The sequence below is a fragment of the Enterococcus sp. DIV1316a genome, assembly GCF_050536915.1.
In the GTDB taxonomy this organism is placed as follows: domain Bacteria; phylum Bacillota; class Bacilli; order Lactobacillales; family Enterococcaceae; genus Enterococcus; species Enterococcus faecalis.
This window is the reverse complement of record NZ_CP172913.1, coordinates 586293-612804: the sequence shown is the minus strand read 5'-3', so window position 1 is coordinate 612804 and position 26512 is coordinate 586293. Positions and strand designations below refer to the sequence as shown.

Genomic DNA, 26512 nt, shown 5'->3' with positions numbered 1-26512 from the left:
CCTACTTTTCTATAAATCTAAATTTTGTCCAAGGCTTAATGAATTCTAATAATACAAGTTCTTCTTCTATAATACGCCCTACTCGATTTTTGCGTGAGTCTTGATGTGGTTCTAAAACGACTTGTAATTCATTTTTGTATTTTCCAAATGCATCATTTCCCACAACAACATCTCCAGGTTGTAGCATTGCTTGATTATCATGTGGGGGATTAGCTTCATTTTTATATTTTTTACGCACTTCTGTGGAACGAATCATCTGCTGAGTGATATCTCCACGGCGAAAATGTTGATTTTTTGTTACGATTTCTTTTTCAATTTCAGAAGTCGCTTCTTCAAAAACAATGGTCAATTCTGTTTGATAACGATTCAACTGACCCAATGCTTCTAATTCTTCGTTGGAAGCATAAGCATTTCCAATAACAACATCATCAATTAAATTTGTTGCAAATAAATGTTTAGCTTGAACAGTGACTGGTAACTGTCTATGCATTTCTAAAGTAGGTAGCCCATCATTCACATCCCAAGGACCAATTTCACCTACCTGTGATGAAATAAAAGCAGCTGTCCGAATACCTTCCTTTTTAAAGCGGATGCTACATTTTTCAAAGAAATCATACGGCAATGCAGTTCCCGCTTGTGGATAAAAGTTATGACAACCATATAAGAAAGGTCGATTCGCTTCATACGTCAAAATGTTATCAAGATAAGCAACATCATTACTCATATTCAGCTCAATAGCCACGCCGAATGGATTAAACGTCAACATGGCTTCTTTATTTCCATCAAAACCTGTATCCAATCGAATCCCATCAGCTCCTAATTCGCTGAAAAAAGTCAAATCATCATATGAAATTTCCAATTCATCAAAGATACTTGGAACGACATCTAAAATTGTTTCAAATCCTAAATTTTTCGCATAACTAATTAATTCTTTAAATTTTTTCTGAACCGCTTCTTTGCCATCGGTCACTTCTAACATACTCATAAAAATTCGAGTAAACCCACATTCGCTGGCTTTTTTTAAATACGCTTTATCTTGATTGATATCACTATGATCTGGATAAACTGATACACCTAATGCTCTTTTCATCTTCGTTCTCACACTCCGCTATTTTCAAATTTATTTCGAAATTTCCAAGCAATCACCGAGCTACACAGGATTGTTGTAGAGCCAACGAGCAATACTGGTTGATTTAGAAATCCGCCAATTATCATGGAAAGAGTAATACAAACTGCCGTAAAAACCAACGTCTTTACCAAACCAAATTGATAAACAACAGTAGGCAACTGCCCTTTTTCTATAATAATTTGACTAACGATAAAAAAGAAAATGAACCAAATAATCATCTTATACGCTCCTGACTTTCTTCTCTGACTTAGAAGGGGCAGGATATTCATATCAGAACACCCGCCCTAACATTTTTTAATTTTTTGCTGCTTGTTCAGCTGCTAATTCTTCTGCTTCTTTATCCAATTGTTGTTTTTCATAAACTTTGAAAAATGGATAGTAGATAGCCATTGTAATTAAGAAGTTAACAATCACTAATACTGCGGCCGAGAAACTCCAATTGGTACTCATCCAAGCAGCAATTGGTGCTGGAATTGCAAACGCTAAGCGTGCAGCCATCATCGGAATTATATTAGCGACTGTTAAGAAATAAGATAACGTTGTGGTAATTAACGGTGCCACGATAAACGGAATACCTAAAATAGGATTCATTACGATCGGCGTTCCGAAAATAACTGGTTCATTAATATTAAACAAGCCTGGTAAGAACGATAAACGGCCAAGACTTTTCAGATACGTTGATTTAGAAAACATCATTAAAACAACTAAAGAAAGCGTAGTTCCAGCGCCACCAATCCAGATAAACCATTGTAAAAACTGTTCTGTAAAAATATTAGGTAACTGATGAACGTTTGCGCCATTGGTAAAAGCTTCAAGGTTTTCTGCAATCGACATATCCCAGAAAGGACGAATAACTGGGCCCATAATCGCTGGACCATGAATCCCTAAAACCCAGAAGAAACAGATTAAGAAGACTGTTAGTAAGCCGCCAAATAAACTGTTACCAGCAAGGATACCTTTAAGTGGCATTAATAACGTACTCAAGAAACCATTCAAATCAAAACCAATTACGTGGCGAATAACCCAGAATAATAAAAGAATAACTGCTCCTGGAATTAACGCAATAAATGAATTTGACACTTCAGGCGGTACGCCATCTGGCATCTTAATCATAATATCTTTTTCAATAAAGAAGCGATAAATTTCAACAGATAACAGCGCTGTTACAATCGCACCAAATAAAGAAGCTGAACCTAAATTTGCTAAATTAATATAGCGCCCTGCTGTAATGACGTTGTCAACATCTTCAAAGACACGTGTTGGTGGTGCCGCTGTTACTAAAAAGGCCATTAATGCTAAAATTCCACACGTCAAAGAGTCAAGCTTATAACTTTTGGCCAATGATGAAGCAATCCCAAATGTTGCATAAAGTGCAAGTAACCCCATCGTATAGCGGGAAGGAATATCTAAAATTGCTTGATAAGGTTCAATCAATTTTGTGTATGCCTCAATTGGAATATTTTGAAAAATTGTAAAGAATGAGCCCACAATTGTTAAAGGCATCGTTGCAATTAATCCTTTTCTAATCGCTGTCATATGGCGTTGCGAACCAAATTTATTCGCAATCGGCATTAACTTAACTTCCATCCACTGTACAAAACCATTCATTTGTTAATTCCTCCGTTCAACTAATAAAAATAATAATTATTTCGCATTTATAATAACATAGTAACATTATAATGTAAACGCTTATTCTTATTCATGACAGAGAAAGTGCAAAACAAAAGGCTTTTTCTTATTATAAAGAAACCGGGAATATTGCACCAAAAATCATTGCGCCTAAAATTGCGCCCCCAGCAATTGGTTTTTTCCAAATGTAAAAACCTAAAGCTCCTAATGTGGCACCAATCCCAATAGGAATCGAAGCACCCGCCGCACTCAAAATAATTAACGGGCCTAAGAAACGTCCTGAGGCATTACCAGCACCCATCATCACATCCGCACCAAAAGTGGAATTTCCTTGATTGATAGTAAATTTCCGAATCAACACAATTACGCCGCCAACTGCTAACCCTAGTATCGCACCCGTTAAAAGGGCTAAGCCAAAGTTTTCTACAGGCGCTTTAATTCCCATGCTGAGGAAAATCGCAGGTACGCCAATTCCAATCCCCGTTAAAATTGAGCCACCTAAATCTAAAATCCCGACTAAAGAACCTTCTAAAATTCGTGCAAACAGGAAACTTGCACCAAATGCTGCGGCAGCGCCATAAGAACCACCATCTAAACCAGCTTTTAGCATCGCAACAATTGAAACTTCATTAAAGGCGCCCACACCATAAACTACATACATATGTGTTCCTGCAAAAATTGCCGCTGACATAATCCCGACTAAAATCGGAAAGCCCCAATCAGCATACCAAAAACTTTTGCCTTTTAAACCTTCTTGAATTTCTTGTTCTTGTTGTGCCCATTCATTTTTTTCTTGCTGTTCCATCTATGAGACCTCCTTTTTTCTATTTAACGGTGAAGACATTGTGTAAATTATTTAACCATTGAGGAATAGACAAGCGGAAACTTTCGATCATTTCTAAGTCGAACCCTCGGAAGAAGCCACTTAAAATAAATAATAAGATAATGGCACCAAGCATGCCACGTGTCATTCGGATCCACCCTAAATCATCGACACCTTTACCGATTAAGATCCCTAATACAACTCCTGGGACAGCATTGCCCATGACTAATTGAGATAATCCGCCAAATAACGTTCCCCAGAAACCCGTCCGTTTTCCTGCATCTAAAGCCGCTAGCCAGAATAAAACGGGCATCACAGTATTGATTAAAATCGTTGCTGCAGGTACCAACACCGCAACTGCTGTTACTTGTAGCGATTCTGGAATTGCTGCAGCTGTACTATTTAAGAAAGCCACAGTCGCCATTCCTACAAAGGCCCCGACAATCCCCATTTTTTTGGGATTATGCATCGTTTTAGTGACATCTTTATCCTTTACCAATAAAATTGCTGCAGCCCAGTTAGGCACAATCCGGTGGGTCACATCTTGTGTAAAGGCCCCTGCTCCCACGGCCGAAGCCCAAGCATTAAAGAAAAAACCTAAACCAAAAGAAAAGTGTGATGCTGGATCTCCTTGTGCCGCGTTCATTTCTCCTAATGTTCTAAATGCCCCTAACCCTTGCGTTTGTGGTGCATGAAACATCCGAGCAGCGCCTGCGCCAGCTGCAAAACCTAGTAAACCACCAATAAGCAATGACTTCAGCAAAATGATTACAAATTCCATTCCTTCTTCCTCCCTTTATACGCCTCTTTTTGAAAGAAACGGAACTACTACTGCGTTCGGTTCTTTAATTGTTTCCGTTAAAAAATCAACTTCTTCGACTGCAATGGCTTGGATTTCCACTTCTACAGCTAGTTCGACATGATAAATCACTCTCTTTCTAGGAAAGAAGAAGAACAGAAATTTTTCTGTATAAACTTGTTCTTTTGCCTGACGAATAGTTACTTCTTTCGGTTCAATCCGGATGAGGACCTCTGTTGTTTCTTTTAATACTTTTTTTGAAACATCATTCAATGCACTTGCAAAAGCTTCATTCTTCTTATTACCTTTTCCAGAAACAATCACGGTTTGTGTTGACCGTTTTGTGGCATCCATAATTACCGCTCCTTTCTAAGTTACTACTTTCTATGCTCCGTGTTTCTTAATAAACGCTTCAGTTACTCGTTTACCAAGTTCTTCCTGATCCATAAAACCAAATCCAAGAACAGTTTTCCCATCGTTAATTGCTGTTACCCCTTCTTCGATTGATCGCATGCCATGTCTTTCGGGATACCCGTATTTAGTAGCAGCCGTTAACGCCCCTGCACCACCACTGCCACAGAAAGAAATGCCTAAATCTGCCTTTTCTTGTTGCATCACATCTCCTAAACGCATATCAGCGCCCATTCCTGGAACAACAACCGCGCGACCACCGGCTTGCTCCACTCCTTTTGCAACATTTTGTCCTTTTCCTAAACGATCTGCGATAACTACTGTAATCATAACTTTTCCTCCTATTAATTGTTTTGTTTAGCAACTTCAAAATGAACAGCTAAAACATACCATTCATCTTCTGATAACTGACCAATTGCTTCTGTTGTTTCTTGTGCAATTTTCAACGTTTCTGGTGTTAGTTCCGTAAATAACGTCCGATCAACACCAGCTAATGTCGTTCCTTCTCTTGAACGATTCAGCATCTCATTGAGATGGTTAATCAAAATCGTCCACTGTAATTCCGTTGGTTCAATTTGTGCTTCTGCTAATCGCGCACTGGTTTGTTTGATAATCGATTGTAGCTTTTCTGGTTCAGCACTTTGTCGAATGATCTCCTGTGCTTCCATTGCTAGTTCCATCCTCTTCCTCCTTTGGTTGTTCTAAATAATTAAGTAATGCTGAAATTTCAGCATGATTGACAGGTAACTCATTTTTAGCAAATAAACATTCAATTTGCCGAATTTCTTCTTGCCGTTCATGAGATACTTCTCTATTACAAGGAATCTCTTCGTATTGTTTATTAAACGTAATCCGATGTGTCATTAATAAAACGTGAAGTAAAAAGGCTTCTTGATATTCGCTCAGTAACTTTGTTTGAAACATTCGTTTTAACTCTTCATAAATAATATACGCTTTTACTAATAAATCTTGGCTTTGTATCCGTTCATTTTTTTCAATTACATCAGATTTCGTGGAGCGAGCGGTACCTTTTCCTTGACGTTTCCCTAATAAAATTTTATCGACCTCTTCCCGAATCAAACTTAAGTCTGTGTCCGTCAACAATGGACTAACTTTAATAAATGGGTATGTCATTTCTTCAATTGGGAAAATACTCAATACCAAATCGGGCTTTTCTGCTTGAATCACTTCAGTTGCATTTAAAACAGAAGCAAATCCTGCGAGTTCAACGTTTGGTACTTCCTCTAAAATTTTTTGTTCAATTAAACTGGTCACACCTAAGCCCGTCGAGCAAACATACACAATCCTAACAACTTTAGCTTCCTGCTGTTGTCGTTCCTGAGCTGCCAAAAAATGCAACGCAATATATGCGCAGAAAGAATCGTTGACTAACAAAACAGAACGTTGAATTAATTGTTTACAGGCACTTTGAATAGCTAAAAATAACGCTGGGTGTTTTCCTTTGATTTCTTCAGAAAACGGATTGTATTCATTAATAAATAAATGTTTCTTTGTAAAACGTAAGGACAGGTGTGCAAACAAGTTCGTAAATAATTGGCGATCATTTACAAAAGGATAATTCAGCTCTTTTGAAACGCTTTCAATCACTTGCTTTGTTAATTGAACCATATCTTGCCGTTGATGGGTTCCGAATAAATCACTATAAATATAAAAATATTCATCCGCTAATAAAGGCAAGTCATAACGTTCAAACACCTCTTGTAAAAGTAAAAGTGGTACTTCGTTCCGTTGTTCAAAGCGTGTTTTTTGCGATAACACTCGGTAAGTCCCAATTGTATGTGCCATCTGCATACGTGCTGCGGCAATTGCCACTCTCAACGTAATAGATAATATTTCGGCATAATCAAATTGATTTTGATCGAGTGGATTAATTAAATTTCGCATTTTTTTCAATGCACTACGATAACAACCTTGAAACAATGTCCCTGACCCAAATTTAATTTTAGGGATTTTTTCAGCCCCTTTTGTCTTTGTCACATAGTTCATAATTTGGTAAATATCGTATTCTGTAAGTTCTTTTTGAGTGATAAATTCCATCAGTAAGCGTACATTGCTTTCTTCACCACTAATTGTAAACCCTTGCCGTGCTTGGCGAATTAAGGTTAAATCATATGCTTGCAGCAACCGTTCGACCTGTTCCAAATCACTGACAATTGTGTTTCGACTCACTAATAATTCATCTGCTAGCTGCTGTGCCGTTAAGTACCCTTTGACTGACAATAACTGAAAAATCAATACATTGACTCGTCTTTTTTGATCAGGATAGGTTTCAAATCGATCGACATCGATAATTTCATTTTTTAACAGTAAGCGTTTAGAGTCAGGTAAATCTAGCCAGATTCCCTTATTTCGTTTTGAATAAAGTGTCTCATCGTGCTGTTCAAACCAAGCACGAATATCTTCTAAATCATACTTAATTGTTCGAACGCTGACAGTAAAGTTCTCAGCTAATTCTTGCGTGGTAATACTCCCTTCCAAATCCAAAAGCATCAATAAAATATTTATCGCTCTTTTGGACAACAACACGGTCATGCCTTGTCACCTCTTTTCTTTTCCCTTTACACTTAAAACTATAGCGTTATTTTATCTGTTCCACAACACAAAAAAGTTGCACTTATAAAAGTGCAACACTTCTCTTTTCATACAAAAAAATCCCTTAACAGTTACTACTGTTAAGGGATACCACACTATTTATTTGCATAAATAGACAGAAACCTTCTCCACAAAAGTATTCTGTCCGACACGTTACAAATCCGGTAACTGATAGCCGTACTATCGGGTGTCGTTGTGTTTGACAATCACTAGCCGTCAAAACGGAATAGCCGAAGCTATCTGATTGAGTCAACTCGTCGCATAAAACACACTTTAACACAGAATAGTTTGGATAGCAAGTGATGGTAATTATTCGTTATCAAACCATTCTTGATAAAAACTTTCAACAATTTTAACGGTTGCTATCGTTAATTCCTTCGTCATTACGGGGCTAGTTAACTTTTTGTCTTGTAAACATTGATTCACATGATTGATTTCATAGGTAAATTCACTAGTGAATTGTTCAGACCATTTGACAGTGTTGCCTTGAGCATCTGTATAATAAGCACAATCTGTTTTCCAGAAATTAGGAATAACGATTTGCCCTTTTGTACCACAAATGGTCATTTCACTAGGTATCTTTAAACCAACATTAATAAAAATATTGCCCAGCGTCCCTTCAGCAAATTTCAAAGCTAAATTACATTGACTATCCGTCGCCCCTTGCTGATACGTTGCGGTTCCCGTAACAGTTTGAATCTCTTTCCCTAATACGTATTGTAAGTATTGTAATGGATAACTTCCTGAGCCATGAAGCGCTCCACCACCCGCTTCTCTCGAGTAAAACCAGGGAATATGGTCCACATTGGGATAGGCAGTAACTGACTGAACCCATAAAATCTCTCCCAATCTCCCTTCTTGAATTGTCGCCTTTACTTTTTGGGTAATTGGTAAAAAGACAGACTTCTGAGCTTCCATTAGAAAAACCCCTTGCTCCTGTGCGATTGCGAAGAGTTCTTCTGCTTCAGCAGTATTTAATGTAAATGGTTTTTCCAGTAGGACGGGTTTTCCTTGTGATAACGCAAGCTTAGCTGCTGAGTAATGTCCTTGATTGTAGGTGGGAATATAAATAATATCAATTGTTTCATCCTTACATAACTCTTCATAACTGCCATAAGCCACCGGAATCGCTAATTCTTTAGCCATTTTTTGAGCATTCTCTAAACGCCTTGATGCAATCCCGCGCACTTCAGCTTGCGCGCTTTCTCGAAGCCCTGCTACAAATCTTGGGACAATTTGGGCAGTACTCATAATTCCATAACGAATTTTATCCATGTGATCGCCTCCTCTTTCACTATACGAGAAAAACGAATATTTGGAAACCATTTCAACAAAAAAAAGAAACCGTTTCCCCAAAACGATTTCTTTATATGTAAATTAACGGATACCAACGCTAACTTTTAAAGCTTGATTGACCTGTTCCATCTCTTCACGAGAAAGTTGACAAACCTTGTGTAGCATTCGTTCTTTATCCAATGTTCGAATTTGTTCTAACAAAATAAGTGATGGCGTCCTGCACTCGTTATGGGGAATTTCGATGAGGACTTGCGTTGGTTGCAGCCGCTTGCTTACGTTACGGGTAATCGGTGCAACAATCAACGTTGGACTAAATAAGTTACCTTTGTTATTTTGAATAATCAGGACAGGTCGAATCCCACCTTGTTCAGAACCAACAACTGGTGAGAGATTCGCATAAAAAACCTCACCTCTTTTTATCATTCAGATTCCCTTCCCTCCTTTTCCTTTAAAAAATTATAGCATATTGTTTCTTGCAATATTTTCAACTTTTTAACTATCCCTTAAAATATTTGATAAAACCACCCTTTAAAAGTCAAAAAAAGCTTAAACAGTCGACTCTGATATAGAGACGGCTATTTAAGCTGACTATTACATTTTTGTTAAAATACTATCCACTTTTGTATTAATTAAATCAATAGCGACGTGGTTTTCGCCACCTTCTGGCACAATGATATCTGCATAACGTTTCGTAGGTTCAATAAATTGGTGATACATGGGCTTGACGACTGTCAAATATTGTTCAATCACAGAATCCAAAGTACGGCCACGTTCTTCCATATCACGCTTGATTCGACGAATAATACGGATGTCATCATCTGTATCCACATACACTTTAATATCCATTAAATCTCTTAAGCGGCGATCTTCTAAAATTAAAATCCCTTCAAGAATAATTACTTCTTTCGGTTCTTGGATCACCGTTTCTGTACTTCTTGTATGCGCAACGTAGTCATAAACTGGCTTTTCAATGGCTTGATAATTTAACAGTTGTTCAACATGTTGAATCAATAAATCTGTATCAAACGCAAAAGGATGATCATAATTGGTATTTAAACGTTCTTCAAAACTCAAATGGCTCTGATCTTTATAATAAGAATCCTGTTCTAACATCATAATTGAATGATCGGGAAAATTATTAAAAATCGCACGGCTAACACTGGTTTTTCCGCTTCCTGATCCGCCAGTAACACCAATGATAATTGGCTGACTATCTTTCATGTATAAACCTCTTTCTTTTCAAAAACTTCATTGTCTTTTACTATTATAATGAAAACTCTGAAGAATGCCAGACCTTTTCCAAGACTTTTCATGTGATTTTTATCTTCTTATGAAAAATCTGCCCACACTTCTTTCAATTACAGTATACTTATCAATAAAAGGAGAATCCTACCTATGATTAAAAAAGTCAAAAAAGAAGCACTTACAACTGCGCATTACGCTCTTCTTTATGAGGCAGATCCCTCAAAAAAAATGGTGGAAGATTACATTACCCGCGGCATTTGCTTTGACTATCAGACTGAAGAACTTCAAGGAATTTTAGTCCTGTTGCCGACTCACCCACGGACATTGGAAATCGTAAACATCGCTGTCTCAGAAGAAAGCCGAGGGCGGGGCATCGGACAAGAGTTATTACATTTTGCCATTGATTTTGCCAAAAAAGAAAAGTATGATTACTTGGAGATTGGGACTGGGAGCACAGGCTTTCAACAGCTATATCTCTACCAAAAAGTCGGTTTTCGAATGACACATATTGAACCAGATTTTTTTATCCATCATTATGATGAGCCCATTATGGAAAACGGCTTGCCTTTAAAAGATATGGTTCGCTTACGGTTACATTTAAGTTAAAAAACAACATTTCCTGTACAGGAAATGTTGTTTTTTAATGCCCAAGAATTGGTAACAACTCATCTAGCTGTTGAATCGTATAATTGGGTTGAATTGTTGGTGTTGCTGGAGCGGAGGTCGGATTGAGCCAAACAGTTTGAATTTTCGCTTGTTGGCCTCCTTGAATATCTGAATGCAAAGAATCGCCAATAATCATTGTTTTTTCTCTACTAAAATTAGGAATCCGTTCAAAAACAAAATCAAAATACTCTTTCATCGGTTTTTGATAACCCACTTCTTCTGAAACAAAAATATCTTTAAAATAAGGCATTAATTTCGAATCTTCCAACCGACGATACTGTGTTTTTGCCACTCCGTTTGTCACAATATATAAATCATAATGGGGTGCTAATTTTTCCAAGATACGTTGACTATTGCCAAGCAAGTCATGTCCTTGACTTAAATATTCTCGGTAGTTTTCTCCCATTCTAACGCTATCAACTTCTCGATTAAACGCGTCAAACAATAAACCAAACCGTGTATCAAGGAGAACATCTTTTGTTATTTTTCCTTCTTCAAATGAACGCCATAATCCTTGATTAATTCGGTGGTATGTTGACTCGACTTCAGATGTAAATGGTACATTTTCTTCTTCAAATAAGGCATGGAGCGCCTTCTTTTCAGCCAATTTAAAATCTAACAATGTATCATCAACATCAAAAAGCAATGTTTTCATTTCCGTTCCTCTTCTCTTTTCAAATTACTCGGTAACGCTTTGCTTGTTTGTTGTTTTTCAATAAAAAAATAAGGCAATAGCAATTGTAACTCTTCTCTTGTTAATGAACGATAAGCACCTAAAGGTAATTGCGGATCTAGCCGCAACGGCCCCATAGTTTGACGTTTTAAAGCAGTCACTTTTTTCCCCACAGATAAAAACATTTTTTTCACTTGGTGAAATTTTCCTTCTTGAATAGTCAGGAAAACATGACTCTCCGTTTCAGTCGCTGCAAGAACAGTTATTTTTGCTGGCTTACATTGAATGCCTCCTTGCAAAACAATCCCATCTTTAAATTTAGCACAATCTTCTGCAGAGACCAAACCATTGACTTTCACTTCATAACATTTCGCTACTTCTTTATTTGGCCGAATTAATTGATACCCTAATTGTCCATTATCTGTTAATAGAAGTAACCCTTCCGTATCGCCATCGAGTCTGCCCACTGGATAAAGACCAGGGCGTCTGTCTTGTGGCGCAATCAAATCAATAACTGTTTTTTTAGATGCATCTGAGACAGCGCTAACCACACCTTTTGGCTTATTCAACATATAGTACACATGGGTCTTATGCGAAATTAATTGTCCTTTTACTTTAATCATTTGTAATTGCGCATCGACATTTTGGCTTTCATTTAAAGTCACGATGCCATCCACAGTGACCTGCTTGCCTTTGATTAATCGTTTCACCGTTTTGCGTGATCCAAACTGAAGTTCTTCTAGTAATTTATCTAATCGCATTGTTCAGCTCCATTCTGGTATAAGTATAGTGGAATCCGTTAAAGATGAAAAGTGGAAAAAGGTAATTCCTTGACGTATAAAAATATAAGTGTTACGGTTAATAAGTAAAGTAAATAAAGGTTTCTCAAAAACAGCGTAATGACCTGGGAGAGAACAACGATAACAATGAACCATTCCCATGAGTGTTGCCTGGCAATATTTGTGGGGATTTTTTGATTATTGTTAGCATTTTTCTAGACAAGAACAACTGAAAAAAGAGTTTCTTTTTTCCATTATGTTTTGTTTCTGAGTTTAACCAAATCACTCATTATTTCAAGGAGGAATTAGGTTATGTCAGTACAATTAGAAGTTAAAGAAAGAGCTATCCGTCCACGTTCACTAAGAAATCAGCTACGTCACGAAGGGAAAGTACCTGCCATTGTTTACGGTTACCAAATTGAAAGTACACCAATCTATTTTGAAGAAAAAGACTTATCAAAAATTTTACGCGAACATGGTGCTAACACCGTTATTAAAATGACAGTTGATGGCAAAAACATCAACACATTAATGTCGAAAGCACAATTAGATACCTTTACTGGTCAAATGCTTCATGTTGAATTCTTATCTGTAAATATGAAAGAAACAACAGAAGTCGAAGCAGAAGTTCAATTAATTGGTGAATCTGCAGGTGTGAAAGCTGGGGGTACCTTAGCTCAAAACTTGTACACTGTTTTAGTGGCAGCCACACCAGATAAATTGCCAGAATCAATTGAAGTAGATATTACAAACTTAGAAATTGGTGATGCTCTTACAATCGCTGATTTACCTGAACACAAAGACTATGAAATTTTAACTGATCCAGAAGAACAACTAGTTGCTATTGTTGAAGCACAAACTGCTCCTGAAGAAGAAGAAGGAACAGCTGCTGAAACGACTGAACCAGAATTAGCCGAATAAAGAGTACACTTTTGTTCAGCTGATTCTCTTAAGTTTTAGAAATGGGATGTACGTTGAAACAACGTACGTCCCATTTTCTTTTTACTGCATGTCTTGATTTCTTCACATAAATGATGACACCTGCAAAGCTAGGAAGCTACAGAGGAATATTAAATTTTTGCTAATCTACGCAATATTTTCAAACGAAACAATTTCTTTTTTTAAAATTTGCAGTATACTAAAAGTAAGTAAACAAAAAGGAGGTCATCCATATGTTTGAACGTTTTGATAGTGACCGTAGCCGCTATGCTTCATTAGGTGTTGTTTCTAGCTTACCTAGTGGCTTAATTGATAGTATTTGGTTGATTATTGACTTAAATCTAAAAGGGGTTATCCCTTTAAACGACTTACTTCACTTTGATTTGTTGAACAATAATGGCAAGGTGACTGTCCATTTTTCTCAAGAAAATAGTTCAGTAGAAATGGCCATCGACTTACCATTTAGTTATTCTACGGCATATCCGTCGCGAATTTTTGCTTTTGATGATGGCCATCGTGAAACGATTTTATTACCTGCAGAAATGTTAGAATCTTAAATAATTTCAACAAAGTAGCCTCAAATTCCGATTAAACTGGAATTTGAGGCTACTTTAATTTCTTTTAGTTATTCTACAATAATTTGTTTACTACTTCCTGCAGCATTTTCAAAATTAATAGTAAAGGTTTCTGTTGCATCATCATAAGTGATTCCGTCACTTTGACTAATTACTGTGCTGTAATCTTTTGGTATTTTTAAAGTCAGTGTCTTAGTTGTTTGTGTGGGATCAGAGAAAGTATACGTTTTTTGGTGTTGTTGTGTCTTTCTCATTAAAGAAATAGCTTTATTTGAGGTAATCCCTGCTATTGTACCGCCAGTTTCTGACCAAATGTTAACCCCAAGATAGCCTTCTTCTTCTTGCTTAACTGCTTGAATTTCTTCTGTATTTGAGAGAACTTCTACTGTTTTTTTGGCAGCATATGTTTTTAAATCAGTTTCATCGATTCCTGGTAAAACTACATAAGCATAATGCTCGTTCGTTGGGTGTTGACCATGTTGAATCGTAAATGTTCGATAATCACCTACATATTCTTTATCACTTGGAAATGCTTCATTAATTGCTTTATAGGTTCCTTTTCTAGTTTCACTTTTAACATTTACCGTTGTTTCTTCTGGAAAATAATAACCCATATTAGCATTGGAATGATCCGACTTTAGTAATAACCATTGTTTTTTACTCGTTTCATTTTTCTCATGAATCTCCCCAATATTTGATAGCACTTGATACTGATACGCATCATTTAACAAACGATTATCAACAACTGTCTCAATCGAAGCCTCTGTATCCCCTTTAATTCCTGCGCCTAATGCGATAATTTGCCCATTTAATACAAACCAAGATTTTTTAGCTTGTAGGTTCATAGGTAAAAGTTTCCCATTATTTTTGGTCCCGTCTTTATTAAGAGCCATCCCTACTACTGCCTGATTTTCTGACGTTACTCCACCAACCCATTGCTCTTTCGATGTGATTGTTGTAAATGCTGAAACTTCATCTGCCAAAGAAATGGTATCTACAGTTGTTCCTGGTAGTCGATAGGGATCTACAGTTGGCCAATAGCTGGAATTAAATTGAACCTCGTCATCATTATATACGTACATCATTCCGTCACCAGTGTGCCAGCCACGTTTATTTTCTTTATTCCCTGCTTCAAAAGATGCAGTGCGCTTTGAATACAAGCCTAGCCCAAACATATAACTAGGTGTGCGTTGGACAAATCGATCCATCGAAGCATAAAGTTTCGTGCCTGTAAAAGGAAGTTGCCCTCCCGTAATTTCTGGATTAGTTAAAAGTTGCATAGTCATCTGTAAATCATTAAAATCACGAGCATTTGTCAAATAATAATCTGGGTTCTCCTTCATCCAATATTTAACGGCTTCTTGAAATTTCTTTTGATAATTATTAGGAGCAAATTTAGCCACAATTAATAAATTATACATGGTAGTTGAGCCATAGCCTGTTTTTCCAACTGCTGGGGCTCTTGAGATGGAACGGCCATTCACAGTTGGTAGCATTTCACCTTTATAAATCAAAGGAAGAAAGGCACGATCAACATTTTCAACAAATTCTGTCACAAGAGTTGCATCCATTTGAAAAGATGAATCTGCTGTAATGGCCAAAATTTGTCCAACCCCTTTCACCAAAACATTGCCATACGAACCTGTATAAGGAATGTTATTGTGCTGGATAAAAGAACCATCTTGGTAAAAACCATCACCTTTTGTGACTAATTTAAATACATCGACGATACTACTGGATGCTTGGTTAATTTTCCCGCTATCCTTTTGTAAAATTCCTAACCCCAAAACAGTTAAAGCTAAGTCCGTTCGGTTCGCTCCTGATGTCACAAAATTTGGGATAAAAGCTAAATCCACAAACGTTCCTTGTGGTTTTGTATACAACTGTTTAAACGGATCTGGGACATAACTGCTCAGCGCATTTGTATAGATTTGTTGCTTTTCTGGAGAAACTTTATCCTCTAAAATCATTAGAATATTAAGAAACTTCTGTGGCACACCAATTTGCCAGTCCCACCAATTTCCATGGTACTTTTTCCCATCATACCCTTTTTGCGTTACCATAAAATCTAAGCCATCAATAATGGTTGCTGCCAATTTGTCATCTTGGTAAAGCGTACTCCCCTTCGTTCCATAGGCTAACGCTAATTTTTGCAATTTGGTAAATTGAGTCGTTAAATCAGCCGATGGCGTATTGCCAGGCTCTAGTGGCCATAAATAGCTGCGGTTCGGCTCTTTATTCATCGTTTGATCGAGTTCTGTTGCTTCATTGGAGATTTTTTGGACGTAGTCTACAAGCGCTTGGTTAGTTGAATCATATTCTTTTGAAACAAGCTGATTTCGCCATTTTTCTTTTAATTCTCGGTATTCTGCAGATGAATCGATAACAGGAATGCTACCAACGGAGCCACTTTTCATAGAAATGATATTCAGCTTTGATAGATTACCAAATAGTCTAATTCCTACAGCTCCCATCCAGTCATCATTAATGGACGTACCATCAGGATAATGAACCTCTTCATTTTCATAAAATAATTGATCATTCAGGAATGTTTGAATTTTTTTCCCATCATAGCGAACTAGCAGTTTATATTGTTGGCCACTTAGTAATGTTGGTCCCGGAATATTAGTTAGCCATTTACCGCCTGGTTGTCCTAACTGCCAGCGACCGTCACGATTATAAGCAAAAGATTGCCATTGACTCGTCTTTTGTTTATCTCCGCGAAAAACCAATCCGAAGTTACTTTGCCCTTCATATAAAAAGGTTAGTTCAAGATCTCCTGAAGATTGTTCGCGTGCATCAAGATTGATAGAGACAGATTCGAGGTTTGTCCCTTGCTTCGTGTTTGCGATCCATAAACCAGCAGAATCATTCTTTTTTTCTGCTGTTCCTACCAAATCTTGCCAATGCCCAACTTGATTGGGGAAATCTGAAATGTAAGAGGGTTGCTCAATCGTTTGGCTCGCTTCGTTTTCTTCTGCAAAAGTAAGGGTGGTTCCCATAAATCCACTCGTCAAAGCAGTAAACAGTCCGACCAGCATTACCCATATTTTCCTGTTTTTCATTCTTTCTCCTCCTAAAAAATTATTGTAAAACGCTTACATACAAATCAGAGAAAAAGAGTGAAGAAAAATACTTTCTACACTCTCCGACTCTCTGAAAATCACTTAATATACTTTTTACGCCAAAATACCAAAGGCACTCAAAACAATCGATAAAATTAAAATAATCCAAATCACTCGTGTGGAATTTAATTTCTTTTGACCTAACATCCAATAAGTTAAAAGAACAAGTAAGATTGGAACTAAGGAAGGCAAAATCGCATCTAACGTATCTTGAATAACTAATTCGACCCCGTTCTTTTTATAAACAAAAGGAACTGTCGCCTTGATAACTGAAGGAATTAAGGCACCAATCACAGTCACACCAAGAACAGTTGCTGCATTCGTAAAGGCAGATAACTTGTCTTTTAAGGTCGTCACTAGTTTGACCCCTTGCTTATAACCAAGTGGTAAGAGCGCGGCCCGACCAAACAATAGTGCAATATTTGCAATAATCCAAATAACACAGCCCACCACCGAACCATTTTGAGCCAGTGTCCCTGCAACAGAGCCGAAAATCGTCCCCCAAATAACGTGGAATAAAGAGTCCCCAACGCCTGCCAAAGAACCCATCAGAGCTGTTTTTAACGCAATAATTGTTTCTTTCGCTTTATAACCATCTTGCTCTTCAATCGCCACATCAATCCCCATAATTAAATTCCCAAAAATAGCATTGGTGTTAAAAAATTGATTGTGTGTGCGCATCATATCTTGAAATTGTGCTTCATCATGACCATAGAATTTTTTTAAAACAGGTAAGATGCCGTATAAATATCCTGAACTCATCATACGTTCATAGTTCCAGTTTAATTGGCTTCCTAAAATATAACGCCAGCTAATTGCATTTAATTCTTTTTTTGTCAGTTTATGCTTACTCATCGCCGTCATATCCTCCTTCAAAATCACCATTTCCTGTTGTTGCTTGTGTCGTGCTTTTTACCCCATCACGTTTAAATACAAGCATCGCTGCTACCATCCCAACTATCGAAACACCTAACATTGGAACTTTTAAATAAGCCGCTAAGAAAAAGCCTAATAGTAAATAGGGGATATATTGCTTCGTTGGCAAGTAACGTAATAAAATTCCTACACCGACAACAGGTAATACCCCTCCAGCTGTTTTTAAGCCCGTCATTAGCCATTCTGGCATGTTATCGGTAATCGTTGTTACTACAGCATCCCCCGCTAATAACATTAATAAAATCGGAATGGCACGAGACAGTCCCCATAGAACAGAACCAGATAAAACTAAGCGTGGAATCCGTTTTACTTGCATCTTATCAATCGCTTTATCGACACTATGAAGTAAAAAGACATTACAAAAACGGGCCACTACATCTAGTTGCAACATCAACAGAGAAACAGGAACAGCTAAACCAATACCATACTCCGCTCCTTTTCCAGAGATTACAGCGAAAGCGGTTCCTAAAACAGCCCCTGTGAAATAATCAGGTACCGATGCTCCACCAAAAGCAGCAATTCCTAAACGCATTAATTGAAGAGTGCCGCCAACCATTAAACCAGTTTTTAAATCTCCCATAATCATTCCAGAAATCATTCCAGCAATAGCTGGTTGCGTCAACGTATTTGAAATAAGTGAGTCATTAATAGCAATAAACGCATAAATAGTAATTAAAATAATTTGATACGCTGCTAAATGCATTGAAATTTCCTCCTAAATTTAAAAATATTCTTTCTTAGTCTGACAGTTTTAGCCGCGTAATTTTTTCATAAAATCAACGACTGGATCGTTTGGAACTAATTGGGCTGTCACAGTGACACCTTTTGAAGCGATTGTTTCAAAAATTTGTTCTTCTTCTGGTAAAACTTGAATACTTTTTGTTACTTCGCGTGCTCCTTCTTTGTAACTCATATTCCCAACATTTACAGTCTTGATAGGTCCTTGCGCTTCGATAAAGCGGAGCACATCTTTCGGATTTTTAAATAATAAAAATAAACGCTGTTTACCATATTTTCCTGATTGAATATTTTTAGCGGCAGCCTCTACTCCAAGAACAGATAAACGCATCGAAGAAGGCGCTGCCATTCTCAAAGATGATTTTTGTAAAGGATCTGTAGCCGCCTCATCATTGGCTACAATTATTCGCTGTGTACTAAGACTTGTCGACCAAATTCCCGCTACTTGTCCATGAATTAACCGTTCATCAATCCGTGTGTTTACAATATTTTCTTTTCCAGCATATTGACTATAGTTACTTAATTCTTTTTCTTTGCTGGCTTCTGAAATCTCTTGTTCTGCTTGATTCATCCCAGCTTTTACATCAACAATATTTTCTTGTGCTAAACAAACTAATTCTTTAATCGAAGCCTGTTGATTAACCACTGCTTCAATCACAACAGAGAGCGTCATCCCTGCAATAATTTCCACTCCGTCAACATTCAAATAATTCTTAGTTGCCACGTTACATGGCGTTCCTCCTAGTAAATCAGCAATAATCAGTGTCGTACCGTTAAGGGCTTTCATTTTTTCATTTAGCTCTTTCTCAAATTGAAGATTGTCGCTATCTGGTCGTAATGAGACTGTATGCACGTGTTCTTGCCGACCAACGATCATTTCTAAGCTAACTTTGACGCCTTCAGCCATGCTACCATGACTAATTAGTACAATGTTTTCCACGAATTTCCCTCCCTAGATGTAGGTGACCCTACTTAACATGTTATGTTCTCTACGAACTTACTATAACACATACTAAGTTATCCGTAAACCTAATATCTTAATATATTGAATTTATTTTTTTGAATTCTTTAAATAAAAATTGTCTTTCCTCTTTTTCAAAGTGTTTGCTAAAGGCTAGTTAACATGTTATGCTTAATTCATTCGATTACTAGAATGGAGGCAATCGCATGTTACCTAAATATGAACAAATTAAACAAGACCTTTTACGTGAAATAAAAAATCATACCTTTATTCCTGGTGACAAATTTTATTCTGAAGCCGATATTAAACGAAAATATGCTGTTAGTTCTATCACAGCTGTCAAAGCACTAAATGAGCTGACCAGTGCAGGTTACTTGTATCGTATCCAAGGAAAAGGGACCTTTGTTTCGAAATCAAAAGTTTCTCAAAATGTAAAATTTTCTGATATCGAGTTGCATTCTTTAGACTCTGAAAAAGTTAAAGTCCTTTCAATTGAAGAAGAAAATCAAGCCGAAATTTTAAAGGAATTAGGCTTACCAGCTAACGCTTCTTATTATAGAATCAAGCGTGTACGCTATTCTGAAGATACACCCTTTCTCGTACATATCACACATCTTCCCAAAAAGCTTGTTAAAGAGCCGCTCTCAAAGGACCTCACAGCTTATGCAAGTGTGTATGAACGAGTCCGTAAAGATTTTTCAGTAGACCTCTTCTCGTTGGCTTCTGTAGAAACAAATGAAATTGTCTTTCCCGAAGATGCTGAGTTATTGAATTTACTTCAATTAAGTTTTCGTGAACCCGCTGTTAAACAAGTTAAACATTCCTATCTCGCAGATGGTAGTGTTGCTGAATATATTATTAGTTATAAACATTGGAAATATTTCAAAACCAAAATAGAAGTAGAAGCCGAATAAATTTCAGCTTCTACTTCTATTTTTTTAATCTATGATTACTTGATTCGTAAATTTCAAGTACTCAATTTCAATTCCCTCTGTTTCAAAAATTACTACTTCATTTTGTCCTTGCTGTAAAAATTCTTTGGGACAATACAGCGAATGAATGGGTCCTATTTCCCAATAACGACCTAGATGATGGCCATTGACCACAACGAATCCTTTGCCGTAGCCTCGACAGTCAATATACGTGTCTGCTAGCTGTTCTAATTCAAATGTTACTTGATAAAATGAAGGCTGCAATGGATTTTTTCCAGCTGTGTAATCAATCTTGGCTAATTGCTCTTGTGAAAAAGTTAAGGGATAGTGTTGATAGCCTTGGTGAAAATGAATGTCTTGCATCACTCCACCTCGAATTCCTTTACTTTGTGTCGGATTATTTAATTTAAAGCCATAATTAACGCGACCTAAGTTTTCCACTAAGATATCTAACGTAAGTGTGTCTTTTTCAGTTTGTCCTGAAATGAGTAGCTCTTCTCCCACTGTCTCTTGATATTGGGTAGCAGCTAAATCTCCATCTACATAAATGTGTAAACGATCACTGGCCTCAACCACTTTTAGTTTATTTTCATGATGATAATTTTTTAAATCAAACGAATAAAGCAAGTAGCCATAGCCTGAGCCAGCTTCTTCCATACTTAATGGATACGCGGTGGTCTTCGGTGTCATCATTTGATCTTTTACTGCGAATAAAGATACGCTAGCAGTTACTGAAAAGCTTCCTAAATTCCCCAGTTTTTTCGTGCGTGGTTGTGCTTGCCAAACTTCTGGACATACTTCTTTAATTGCTTTTTGAACGGCATAATATTTTTCTGTTGGTTCTCCTGCTTCTGTTAATAAAGCATCATAATCATAGCTAGTGACTTGAGGTAAATCTTTTGCACCTCGCGCCGAACACCCGTTATAAAAGCCGAAATTTGTTCCTCCATGAAACATATAGAGATTTAAAGAACCCACTGCCAGCATATCTTTTACTTCTTTCGCCAAGTCGGTACCTTCCCGCTGAATCACTGGTTCGCCCCAACGATTGAACCACCCATCCCAGTATTCCATGCACATCAACGGCCATTTTTTACCATGACGAGTCATAAATTTTTTCAAAACGGCAGCATTTTCTTTCGAATGACTACCAAAATTTCCTGTCACAAAAACATCCTCTTCAATTAACGTCCCCGCATCCAAAACCTCTTCCCAAGCGCCATCAGATGTAAAAAGAGGAACCTCAATCCCCAGTTCTTCCATTATCTGCTTGGTTTGTCGCAAGTACGCTTTCTCCATGCCATAGGACCCATATTCATTTTCAACCTGCATCATGATCACTGGTCCACCTTGTGTTATCTGCAGCGGTGCTAGTTTAGGCAATAATACTTGAAAATAGTTACGAACTTTAGTCATAAAAATAGGATCTGTCGAACGTAATCGTACGCCTTTTTCTTTCAAAAGCCATGCTGGTAAGCCACCAAACTCCCATTCTGCACAAATATAAGCCGAAGGACGCAGAATAACTAGTAAATTCAGTTTTTCTGCCAAGCGGACAAATGCTTCAATGTTTTTCATTCCTTCAAAATCGTATACGCCTTCTTCTGGTTCATGAATATTCCAAGGAATGTAGGTTTCTACTGTATTAGCTCCTAAAGCTTTCAGATTATAAAGGCTATCTTCCCATTGTCTAGGTGTCATTCGAAAGTAATGAATCGCCCCGCTAATAATTTTTATTGGTTGTCCATTTAATAAAAAGTCTTCTTTAATCTCAAACGTTTGCATCATTTTTCCCCTTTACCAGTATCTTTGCCATGATGGTTTTGCTAAACGCATTAAGGCTTCCATGTAAAAATAATCGCCCCATAAGTTGGGTTCATCAATCCCTTTTCCTTCTGCATGTGCGTAAACACCATGGAGTAGCAGTCCTTCATTTTCGGAATCATTTTTCGTACGATAATATTCTCCTAATTGATAAATCATTCCTTTGGCAAGCTCTTTTGCTTGAGGAAAAGCCTGTAGTTTGTCTGCTTCCAATAAACCACATGCCGCAATTGCCAGTGCCGAGCTATCTTTGTCAGATGGCATTTGGTCATTAAAATCAAAATCCCAATAGGGAATTAAATCTGCTGGCAAATGAGCTAGAAAAACCTCCACTATTTGTGGATAAATTTCTGGAAATGGTTGGGAATGGAGAAATGTTTCGTTTAGGGGAATCCCTAAAATTGCCCAACTTTGGCCTCGTGCCCAAATGGAAGTATCACTATGTCCTTGATGCGTAGCTCCATGTTTTGGTTTGCCTGTTTCTGGATCAAAATAATAGGTATGATAAGTTGTCGCATCGGATTTAATCACCGTTTTCATTAACGTATGATAGTGACGTGAGGCAATTTCCTCATAAACCCTATTTCCAGATAATTTAGTTGCTTCAAATAAAAGCGGTAAATTCATTAATGAGTCGATAATTAATCGATATTCTTTGGGATCACCATAATGGCCCCACGCTTGAATGAAGGAGCCATTTTCTTGGAATCGTGCTGACAATACTTCAGCGGCAGCTAGCACTTCTTGTTTACAGCGCTCATCACCGGTAATTTTATACCCAGCACCCGCCGATAGACTATATAAAAAACCAATGTCATGGTGGTCCAAAACAAAATGCTCCTCTAACCGTTGTTGAAAGCTGTCAATATTTTCCATTGCCAGTAAACGAAATTTTTCTTGGTGAGACCACTCATATGCCAGCCAAAGCATGCCTGTCCAAAAGCCATTGGTCCAATCATCGTTAGCTTTGAGACGATATCGACCATTCGTAGCACAAGCTGAAGGAAACTGTGTTCCGAAACGCTGCATATTTTTAGCAATTTTTGAAACGCATTCATTTAATTGCGTTTGAATCCATTCATCTGTGACATTTTCTCCTAGAGAGATCAGTCTTTGTTTATTTTCTTGACTACACATCTCCATCACTCCTTAACTTGTTAACATATTAACTTATTGTATTATAACGTAAAAGAAAATAAAAAGCGACCTTTCTTGATTATTTATCTTAAAAACAAGAGCGTGGGACAAAAATCACTTTGGATTTTTGCTCCACGCTCAAAAACTGATAAACGGCGGGAACAGAACCAACACTACGCGTTGCTCCGATCTCAACAACTTCTAAGAGCTAAAGCTCTAAGAGTTGAAGGTCCTTCGGAAATAAGCCGAAATTGTTGAGAATCACGAAGAACGTAGTGATTCGATGATGAACAATACCTACTTGGTCTCCAAAAATCAAAGATCAATTTTCGGAAATTTCTTCTTATTTCTCGGAGCTAAACGGTTCTGTCCCGACCTCTTGTTATTTATTCCGACCGAATACTTCAATTTGGGTCAACGCTGGAAATGGAGAAGAGTCCAGCGCTTTTCGTAAGCATTTTAATGTCAAAGTTTGTGTTGTTTTCATTGGGAACTTTATTTCTTGAAAACAGGCGGTATTCGTTGTGGCAACTACTCGTTCCTCTCCATCTGAAAAGGCTAAAGTGACTTCCTCCCAATAGCTATCATGTGGGTAATCCGCCCGAAATAGCAAGCGGATCCAGTCCGTTTCTACAGGTCTGCCAAAGTCAATCGTTAACTGTGCCTCCTTTTGTTGGTTAATTCCCCAAGAAGCAAATGGATACGAGCCATGAGAAAGGTTACCAAACTTAGAATCAATAGCATTTTTCGCAAAGAAAACAGCATCGTCTCTCGTTTCAACGTTTGCATACGCATGAGGATAGGCTCCTGAATATTCTTTTTGGTCATGTGTATTCATAGAAAGATTTTGATAATTGTCTTTTTCAAACGTGTGCGCTTGTCGAACCATTATTTGGTGCCTTGCTGAATGAAAGGCCGTATCAACAAAAGCTTTTCGAGCAGATTCTTCTAATGGAATTTGATATTCCCAAACTTTTTCTTTTAGATAAATCAATGAAGGAGCCAAAGTTTCATCTAATTGAACCATCAAATAAGGGGTAGCCCCTGTATAAGTCACTACAATTTTATCGCCAACTTGATAAAGGTACTGTTTAATTGCTAGTACCGCTAACGTGTCTCCCTCCGCCATGAATGGCGCTTCTGGCTTCTCGTGATCGATTCGGCCAGTAATAATCTGATTGTCTTTATTTTTCAATTCGATTTTTATCATTTTTTATTCCTCCCTTGTCACACCACCTACCAAACAAATCAGGCGATGCGTTCCTATTGGTAGCTCTTTTTGCAAATAAGGTAAACTTGTTCTTGGGAAAAACAACGATGTATTGGGTTCAGGTTGAAGAATACCTGCGTGGTCATACCCTTCAATTGCAACTATTTGCGAACACAATTCTCCTGAATCGACTCTAGCCCACTCTTTACCAAGTTCTTTTTCTGAAAATTTTCTAAGTAACGGTAGACTGAATCCTCCTTCGCGCACTTTTAATGGAACCGATGTCACTATTTCATGTACTCTAACATGCCATTCTCCAAAAGGATAAATGGTTGTTTCAATTTCTACTTCTTGAAAAGGTAGCCATTTGTAATAAACTTGCTCCTCTGTTAAATAAAAATCATGAACTTTCCCTTTAACACGAAAATATTCACCATCACGAGAAACAGCCAGTACGTTATCAAAAGCCCCCTCCTCATAACACGCGCCAGCTTTGGGAACGCTAAAACCAAAGCGGCTAGAATAAACAAATTTACTATATTTAGCCGCGGCATGTGCTTGATTTTCAAGCCATAGTCCTGCAGGATAGCCGAGGACATGCGTTTTCATTTTAGGATGGATTAATAACATGTTTCCCTTTTCTATCAAACGCTTTTCTTCTCGTTTTATCGCCAGCGGTTCAGCACGCCAAAACGGATGGTCTTGATCCACTGCGAGCAACAAAAATGTTTTAAAAGCCCAATACGGAGAGCCTGGTGCGTTATAACCTTCTGCCATTACTAAATTTTCGTAATGATAGCCAATGGACAACCGACCATCATAAGTGAAAATAGTCTGTTGCATCCAACAGTGTAAATGTTTTGCTAACAGCGTTTTTATTTGTCCCCAAGGTAACGCCTCTACTTCTGCAAATATCAAAGCTGCGAAAAACGCTCCTTGAGCAAACCGATACGTTTGACTACGTCCGTAAGGTAACGCTTCGCCCTCCTCATCAAAATAGTACAGATAGTCCTGCGCGAACATAACGGCTCGTTCTGTAAAACGTTTCGCACGAATAGGATCTCTTTCTCGCATAAATTTGACATAAATCAAACTATAATAATGAAAAGCAAACGAAATATAATAATCTCTTTGCGTAGTTTTACCATCCATATACCAACCATCACCTAAATACATGCGTTCAATCAACGCCAATTCTTCCTCTAGTTCCGTTTGGTTAATCACTTGTCCACATCCCTCGAGTGCTAAACGAATGAGCACTTTGAAAAACGTCCAATTATTTTTAGGAATTTTACAACCAAGTGCCTTATTTAACCAAACCATGATATTTTCTTGCTGTTTCTCAGAAAAACAGGACCAAAAATATGTCTTATGAAGCAATAAAGTTAAAGATAATGCTGCTGCTTCCACAATATATTGATCATAATCAACAATATCGCCCCAATAGTCTGGGGATGACGGATCAGTTCCTGCGATTAATTTTTCCACATAAGCATCTCTTAAAACATCATCTTTACAAGCAACCCAATACGGTCCAATTCCCCATAATGGTCGAATGAGCGCTTCCATTTCAGCATGTTGCTGATCATAGACAGCACCACTGGACCCAAAATTTACGCCAGGTTTTTCTGATGTTAAAATAGCCGTTTTTAAAGGTGTCATGATTGTTTCAAAAGCTTCCAAATATGCTTCTCTGGTCAAAAAAAGATTACTTTTTAACGATTCCATGCTTTTCGCCCCCATTAGTTTAATTCAAAGAATAACAAGGGCACTTATTTTTTTCAACTATCGTTTAATGAATAAAACGGCGTATTATGAGAGCAGCATTTCACCTTCCCCAAACTTAACATATTAATTTTTTCTTTATTTTTGTTGAACCTTGAGCTATTCACTTTATCCAACAAAACTTCCATTATCAAAAATGAATAATAAATGAAAAATAAGCAGTCTAACGCAGGAAATTCTCATAATAAATATTTTTAAAAAAAAGAGTCTATGACAAAAATCCAAAGAGATTTTTGTCATAGACTTAAAATATGAGAGAAAAGACATCAAAAGTAATGGTTTGATCA

Annotated in this window: 26 protein-coding genes; 4 read left to right on the top strand and 22 right to left on the bottom strand. The window is 37.4% G+C overall.

Features of this window, described 5'->3' with window-relative positions; translation table 11 throughout:
* Position 1: 1 nt before the first annotated feature.
* From IGL56_RS02995 to udk, 12 genes are all read right to left on the bottom strand, one after another.
* Positions 2-1090, bottom strand: coding sequence for a DUF871 domain-containing protein (locus IGL56_RS02995; RefSeq protein WP_002355714.1), 1089 nt, complete (start codon positions 1088-1090; stop codon positions 2-4).
* An 8-nt stretch (positions 1091-1098) separates the two neighbouring features.
* Complete coding sequence (locus tag IGL56_RS02990; RefSeq protein WP_002363233.1) at positions 1099-1398, bottom strand: hypothetical protein; 300 nt, start codon at positions 1396-1398, stop codon at positions 1099-1101.
* A 25-nt stretch (positions 1399-1423) separates the two neighbouring features.
* The gene (locus IGL56_RS02985) at positions 1424-2737 is read right to left on the bottom strand and encodes a PTS sugar transporter subunit IIC (RefSeq protein ID WP_002358780.1); all 1314 of its coding nucleotides are present in this window, start codon (positions 2735-2737) and stop codon (positions 1424-1426) included.
* A 130-nt stretch (positions 2738-2867) separates the two neighbouring features.
* Positions 2868-3563, bottom strand: a complete 696-nt coding sequence (locus IGL56_RS02980; RefSeq protein ID WP_002355710.1) for a DUF4310 family protein — start codon at positions 3561-3563, stop codon at positions 2868-2870.
* Between the two features lie 19 nt (positions 3564-3582).
* Positions 3583-4362 (bottom strand): DUF4311 domain-containing protein, encoded by a 780-nt coding sequence (locus IGL56_RS02975; protein ID WP_065813794.1) that lies wholly within the window; start codon positions 4360-4362, stop codon positions 3583-3585.
* Positions 4363-4377: 15 nt separating this feature from the next.
* Positions 4378-4734 (bottom strand): DUF4312 family protein, encoded by a 357-nt coding sequence (locus tag IGL56_RS02970; RefSeq protein ID WP_002355708.1) that lies wholly within the window; start codon positions 4732-4734, stop codon positions 4378-4380.
* A 30-nt stretch (positions 4735-4764) separates the two neighbouring features.
* A complete protein-coding gene (locus IGL56_RS02965; protein ID WP_002355707.1) occupies positions 4765-5121 on the bottom strand; it encodes a glycine-rich SFCGS family protein in 357 nt (118 codons plus the stop codon).
* Positions 5122-5135: 14 nt separating this feature from the next.
* Entirely contained in the window at positions 5136-5459 is a 324-nt protein-coding gene (locus IGL56_RS02960; protein WP_002386165.1) for a PRD domain-containing protein, read from the bottom strand.
* A complete protein-coding gene (locus IGL56_RS02955; RefSeq protein WP_002388793.1) occupies positions 5425-7344 on the bottom strand; it encodes a BglG family transcription antiterminator in 1920 nt (639 codons plus the stop codon). The genes IGL56_RS02960 and IGL56_RS02955 overlap by 35 nt, the downstream gene beginning before the upstream one ends.
* A 369-nt stretch (positions 7345-7713) precedes the next feature.
* Positions 7714-8679, bottom strand: a complete 966-nt coding sequence (locus IGL56_RS02950; RefSeq protein WP_002364750.1) for a Gfo/Idh/MocA family protein — start codon at positions 8677-8679, stop codon at positions 7714-7716.
* A 102-nt stretch (positions 8680-8781) separates the two neighbouring features.
* Positions 8782-9123 carry a type II toxin-antitoxin system PemK/MazF family toxin gene (locus IGL56_RS02945; RefSeq protein ID WP_002355703.1) on the bottom strand — a complete coding sequence of 114 codons (342 nt, stop codon included), beginning with the start codon at positions 9121-9123 and terminating at the stop codon, positions 8782-8784.
* A 168-nt stretch (positions 9124-9291) separates the two neighbouring features.
* Positions 9292-9921 carry a uridine kinase gene (gene udk, locus IGL56_RS02940; protein ID WP_002355702.1) on the bottom strand — a complete coding sequence of 210 codons (630 nt, stop codon included), beginning with the start codon at positions 9919-9921 and terminating at the stop codon, positions 9292-9294.
* Positions 9922-10095: 174 nt separating this feature from the next.
* Here udk and IGL56_RS02935 point away from each other — a divergent pair, with 174 nt between their 5' ends.
* Complete coding sequence (locus IGL56_RS02935; protein WP_002355701.1) at positions 10096-10551, top strand: GNAT family N-acetyltransferase; 456 nt, start codon at positions 10096-10098, stop codon at positions 10549-10551.
* Between the two features lie 34 nt (positions 10552-10585).
* Here the strand turns inward: IGL56_RS02935 and IGL56_RS02930 are convergent, their stop codons facing one another.
* Together IGL56_RS02930 and IGL56_RS02925 are read right to left on the bottom strand one after the other, a co-directional pair.
* Positions 10586-11266, bottom strand: a complete 681-nt coding sequence (locus tag IGL56_RS02930) for a YjjG family noncanonical pyrimidine nucleotidase (protein WP_002378056.1) — start codon at positions 11264-11266, stop codon at positions 10586-10588.
* Positions 11263-12045 carry a pseudouridine synthase gene (locus IGL56_RS02925; RefSeq protein WP_002361308.1) on the bottom strand — a complete coding sequence of 261 codons (783 nt, stop codon included), beginning with the start codon at positions 12043-12045 and terminating at the stop codon, positions 11263-11265. The genes IGL56_RS02930 and IGL56_RS02925 overlap by 4 nt, the downstream gene beginning before the upstream one ends.
* 330 nt (positions 12046-12375) lie before the next feature.
* Between IGL56_RS02925 and IGL56_RS02920 the strand changes: the two genes are divergently transcribed.
* Entirely contained in the window at positions 12376-12984 is a 609-nt protein-coding gene (locus IGL56_RS02920; RefSeq protein ID WP_002358773.1) for a 50S ribosomal protein L25/general stress protein Ctc, read from the top strand.
* Positions 12985-13235: 251 nt separating this feature from the next.
* Positions 13236-13559, top strand: a complete 324-nt coding sequence (locus IGL56_RS02915) for a DUF960 domain-containing protein (RefSeq protein WP_002355697.1) — start codon at positions 13236-13238, stop codon at positions 13557-13559.
* Positions 13560-13627: 68 nt separating this feature from the next.
* Here IGL56_RS02915 and IGL56_RS02910 read toward each other — a convergent pair whose 3' ends face one another.
* The 4 genes from IGL56_RS02910 to IGL56_RS02895 all read right to left on the bottom strand — a co-directional run bounded on the left by IGL56_RS02910 (position 13628) and on the right by IGL56_RS02895 (position 19283).
* Positions 13628-16642: a polysaccharide lyase 8 family protein gene (locus tag IGL56_RS02910; RefSeq protein WP_002386163.1), complete on the bottom strand. Its 3015-nt coding sequence runs from the start codon at positions 16640-16642 to the stop codon at positions 13628-13630.
* Positions 16643-16756: 114 nt separating this feature from the next.
* Complete coding sequence (locus tag IGL56_RS02905; RefSeq protein WP_002383066.1) at positions 16757-17557, bottom strand: PTS system mannose/fructose/sorbose family transporter subunit IID; 801 nt, start codon at positions 17555-17557, stop codon at positions 16757-16759.
* Positions 17550-18341, bottom strand: a complete 792-nt coding sequence (locus tag IGL56_RS02900) for a PTS mannose/fructose/sorbose/N-acetylgalactosamine transporter subunit IIC (RefSeq protein WP_002392445.1) — start codon at positions 18339-18341, stop codon at positions 17550-17552. The genes IGL56_RS02905 and IGL56_RS02900 overlap by 8 nt, the downstream gene beginning before the upstream one ends.
* 48 nt (positions 18342-18389) lie before the next feature.
* Complete coding sequence (locus tag IGL56_RS02895) at positions 18390-19283, bottom strand: PTS mannose/fructose/sorbose transporter subunit IIAB (protein WP_002383065.1); 894 nt, start codon at positions 19281-19283, stop codon at positions 18390-18392.
* Positions 19284-19543: 260 nt separating this feature from the next.
* On the opposite strand from IGL56_RS02895, the gene IGL56_RS02890 reads away from it, so the two are divergent.
* Positions 19544-20251: a GntR family transcriptional regulator gene (locus IGL56_RS02890; protein ID WP_002366233.1), complete on the top strand. Its 708-nt coding sequence runs from the start codon at positions 19544-19546 to the stop codon at positions 20249-20251.
* A gap of 24 nt (positions 20252-20275) precedes the next feature.
* Here IGL56_RS02890 and IGL56_RS02885 read toward each other — a convergent pair whose 3' ends face one another.
* From IGL56_RS02885 to IGL56_RS02870, 4 genes are all read right to left on the bottom strand, one after another.
* The gene (locus IGL56_RS02885; protein WP_033591507.1) at positions 20276-22054 is read right to left on the bottom strand and encodes a glycoside hydrolase family 35 protein; all 1779 of its coding nucleotides are present in this window, start codon (positions 22052-22054) and stop codon (positions 20276-20278) included.
* Between the two features lie 12 nt (positions 22055-22066).
* A complete protein-coding gene (locus IGL56_RS02880) occupies positions 22067-23230 on the bottom strand; it encodes a glycoside hydrolase family 88 protein (protein WP_002381271.1) in 1164 nt (387 codons plus the stop codon).
* Between the two features lie 382 nt (positions 23231-23612).
* On the bottom strand, positions 23613-24440 hold the full coding sequence (locus IGL56_RS02875; protein ID WP_002391333.1) for a hypothetical protein: 828 nt from the start codon (positions 24438-24440) through the stop codon (positions 23613-23615).
* 3 nt (positions 24441-24443) lie between these two features.
* The gene (locus tag IGL56_RS02870; RefSeq protein ID WP_002364763.1) at positions 24444-26183 is read right to left on the bottom strand and encodes a DUF2264 domain-containing protein; all 1740 of its coding nucleotides are present in this window, start codon (positions 26181-26183) and stop codon (positions 24444-24446) included.
* Between the last annotated feature and the right edge of the window lie 329 nt (positions 26184-26512).

Coding starts and splice junctions, on each gene's coding strand:
- IGL56_RS02995 (WP_002355714.1), bottom strand. CDS start 1,090: ATGAAAAGAGCATTAGGTGTATCAGTTTATCCAGATCATAGTGATATC.
- IGL56_RS02990 (WP_002363233.1), bottom strand. CDS start 1,398: ATGAATATCCTGCCCCTTCTAAGTCAGAGAAGAAAGTCAGGAGCGTAT.
- IGL56_RS02985 (WP_002358780.1), bottom strand. CDS start 2,737: ATGAATGGTTTTGTACAGTGGATGGAAGTTAAGTTAATGCCGATTGCG.
- IGL56_RS02980 (WP_002355710.1), bottom strand. CDS start 3,563: ATGGAACAGCAAGAAAAAAATGAATGGGCACAACAAGAACAAGAAATT.
- IGL56_RS02975 (WP_065813794.1), bottom strand. CDS start 4,362: ATGGAATTTGTAATCATTTTGCTGAAGTCATTGCTTATTGGTGGTTTA.
- IGL56_RS02970 (WP_002355708.1), bottom strand. CDS start 4,734: ATGGATGCCACAAAACGGTCAACACAAACCGTGATTGTTTCTGGAAAA.
- IGL56_RS02965 (WP_002355707.1), bottom strand. CDS start 5,121: ATGATTACAGTAGTTATCGCAGATCGTTTAGGAAAAGGACAAAATGTT.
- IGL56_RS02960 (WP_002386165.1), bottom strand. CDS start 5,459: ATGGAAGCACAGGAGATCATTCGACAAAGTGCTGAACCAGAAAAGCTA.
- IGL56_RS02955 (WP_002388793.1), bottom strand. CDS start 7,344: ATGACCGTGTTGTTGTCCAAAAGAGCGATAAATATTTTATTGATGCTT.
- IGL56_RS02950 (WP_002364750.1), bottom strand. CDS start 8,679: ATGGATAAAATTCGTTATGGAATTATGAGTACTGCCCAAATTGTCCCA.
- IGL56_RS02945 (WP_002355703.1), bottom strand. CDS start 9,123: ATGATAAAAAGAGGTGAGGTTTTTTATGCGAATCTCTCACCAGTTGTT.
- udk (WP_002355702.1), bottom strand. CDS start 9,921: ATGAAAGATAGTCAGCCAATTATCATTGGTGTTACTGGCGGATCAGGA.
- IGL56_RS02935 (WP_002355701.1), top strand. CDS start 10,096: ATGATTAAAAAAGTCAAAAAAGAAGCACTTACAACTGCGCATTACGCT.
- IGL56_RS02930 (WP_002378056.1), bottom strand. CDS start 11,266: ATGAAAACATTGCTTTTTGATGTTGATGATACATTGTTAGATTTTAAA.
- IGL56_RS02925 (WP_002361308.1), bottom strand. CDS start 12,045: ATGCGATTAGATAAATTACTAGAAGAACTTCAGTTTGGATCACGCAAA.
- IGL56_RS02920 (WP_002358773.1), top strand. CDS start 12,376: ATGTCAGTACAATTAGAAGTTAAAGAAAGAGCTATCCGTCCACGTTCA.
- IGL56_RS02915 (WP_002355697.1), top strand. CDS start 13,236: ATGTTTGAACGTTTTGATAGTGACCGTAGCCGCTATGCTTCATTAGGT.
- IGL56_RS02910 (WP_002386163.1), bottom strand. CDS start 16,642: ATGAAAAACAGGAAAATATGGGTAATGCTGGTCGGACTGTTTACTGCT.
- IGL56_RS02905 (WP_002383066.1), bottom strand. CDS start 17,557: ATGAGTAAGCATAAACTGACAAAAAAAGAATTAAATGCAATTAGCTGG.
- IGL56_RS02900 (WP_002392445.1), bottom strand. CDS start 18,341: ATGCATTTAGCAGCGTATCAAATTATTTTAATTACTATTTATGCGTTT.
- IGL56_RS02895 (WP_002383065.1), bottom strand. CDS start 19,283: ATGGCTGAAGGCGTCAAAGTTAGCTTAGAAATGATCGTTGGTCGGCAA.
- IGL56_RS02890 (WP_002366233.1), top strand. CDS start 19,544: ATGTTACCTAAATATGAACAAATTAAACAAGACCTTTTACGTGAAATA.
- IGL56_RS02885 (WP_033591507.1), bottom strand. CDS start 22,054: ATGCAAACGTTTGAGATTAAAGAAGACTTTTTATTAAATGGACAACCA.
- IGL56_RS02880 (WP_002381271.1), bottom strand. CDS start 23,230: ATGTGTAGTCAAGAAAATAAACAAAGACTGATCTCTCTAGGAGAAAAT.
- IGL56_RS02875 (WP_002391333.1), bottom strand. CDS start 24,440: ATGATAAAAATCGAATTGAAAAATAAAGACAATCAGATTATTACTGGC.
- IGL56_RS02870 (WP_002364763.1), bottom strand. CDS start 26,183: ATGGGGGCGAAAAGCATGGAATCGTTAAAAAGTAATCTTTTTTTGACC.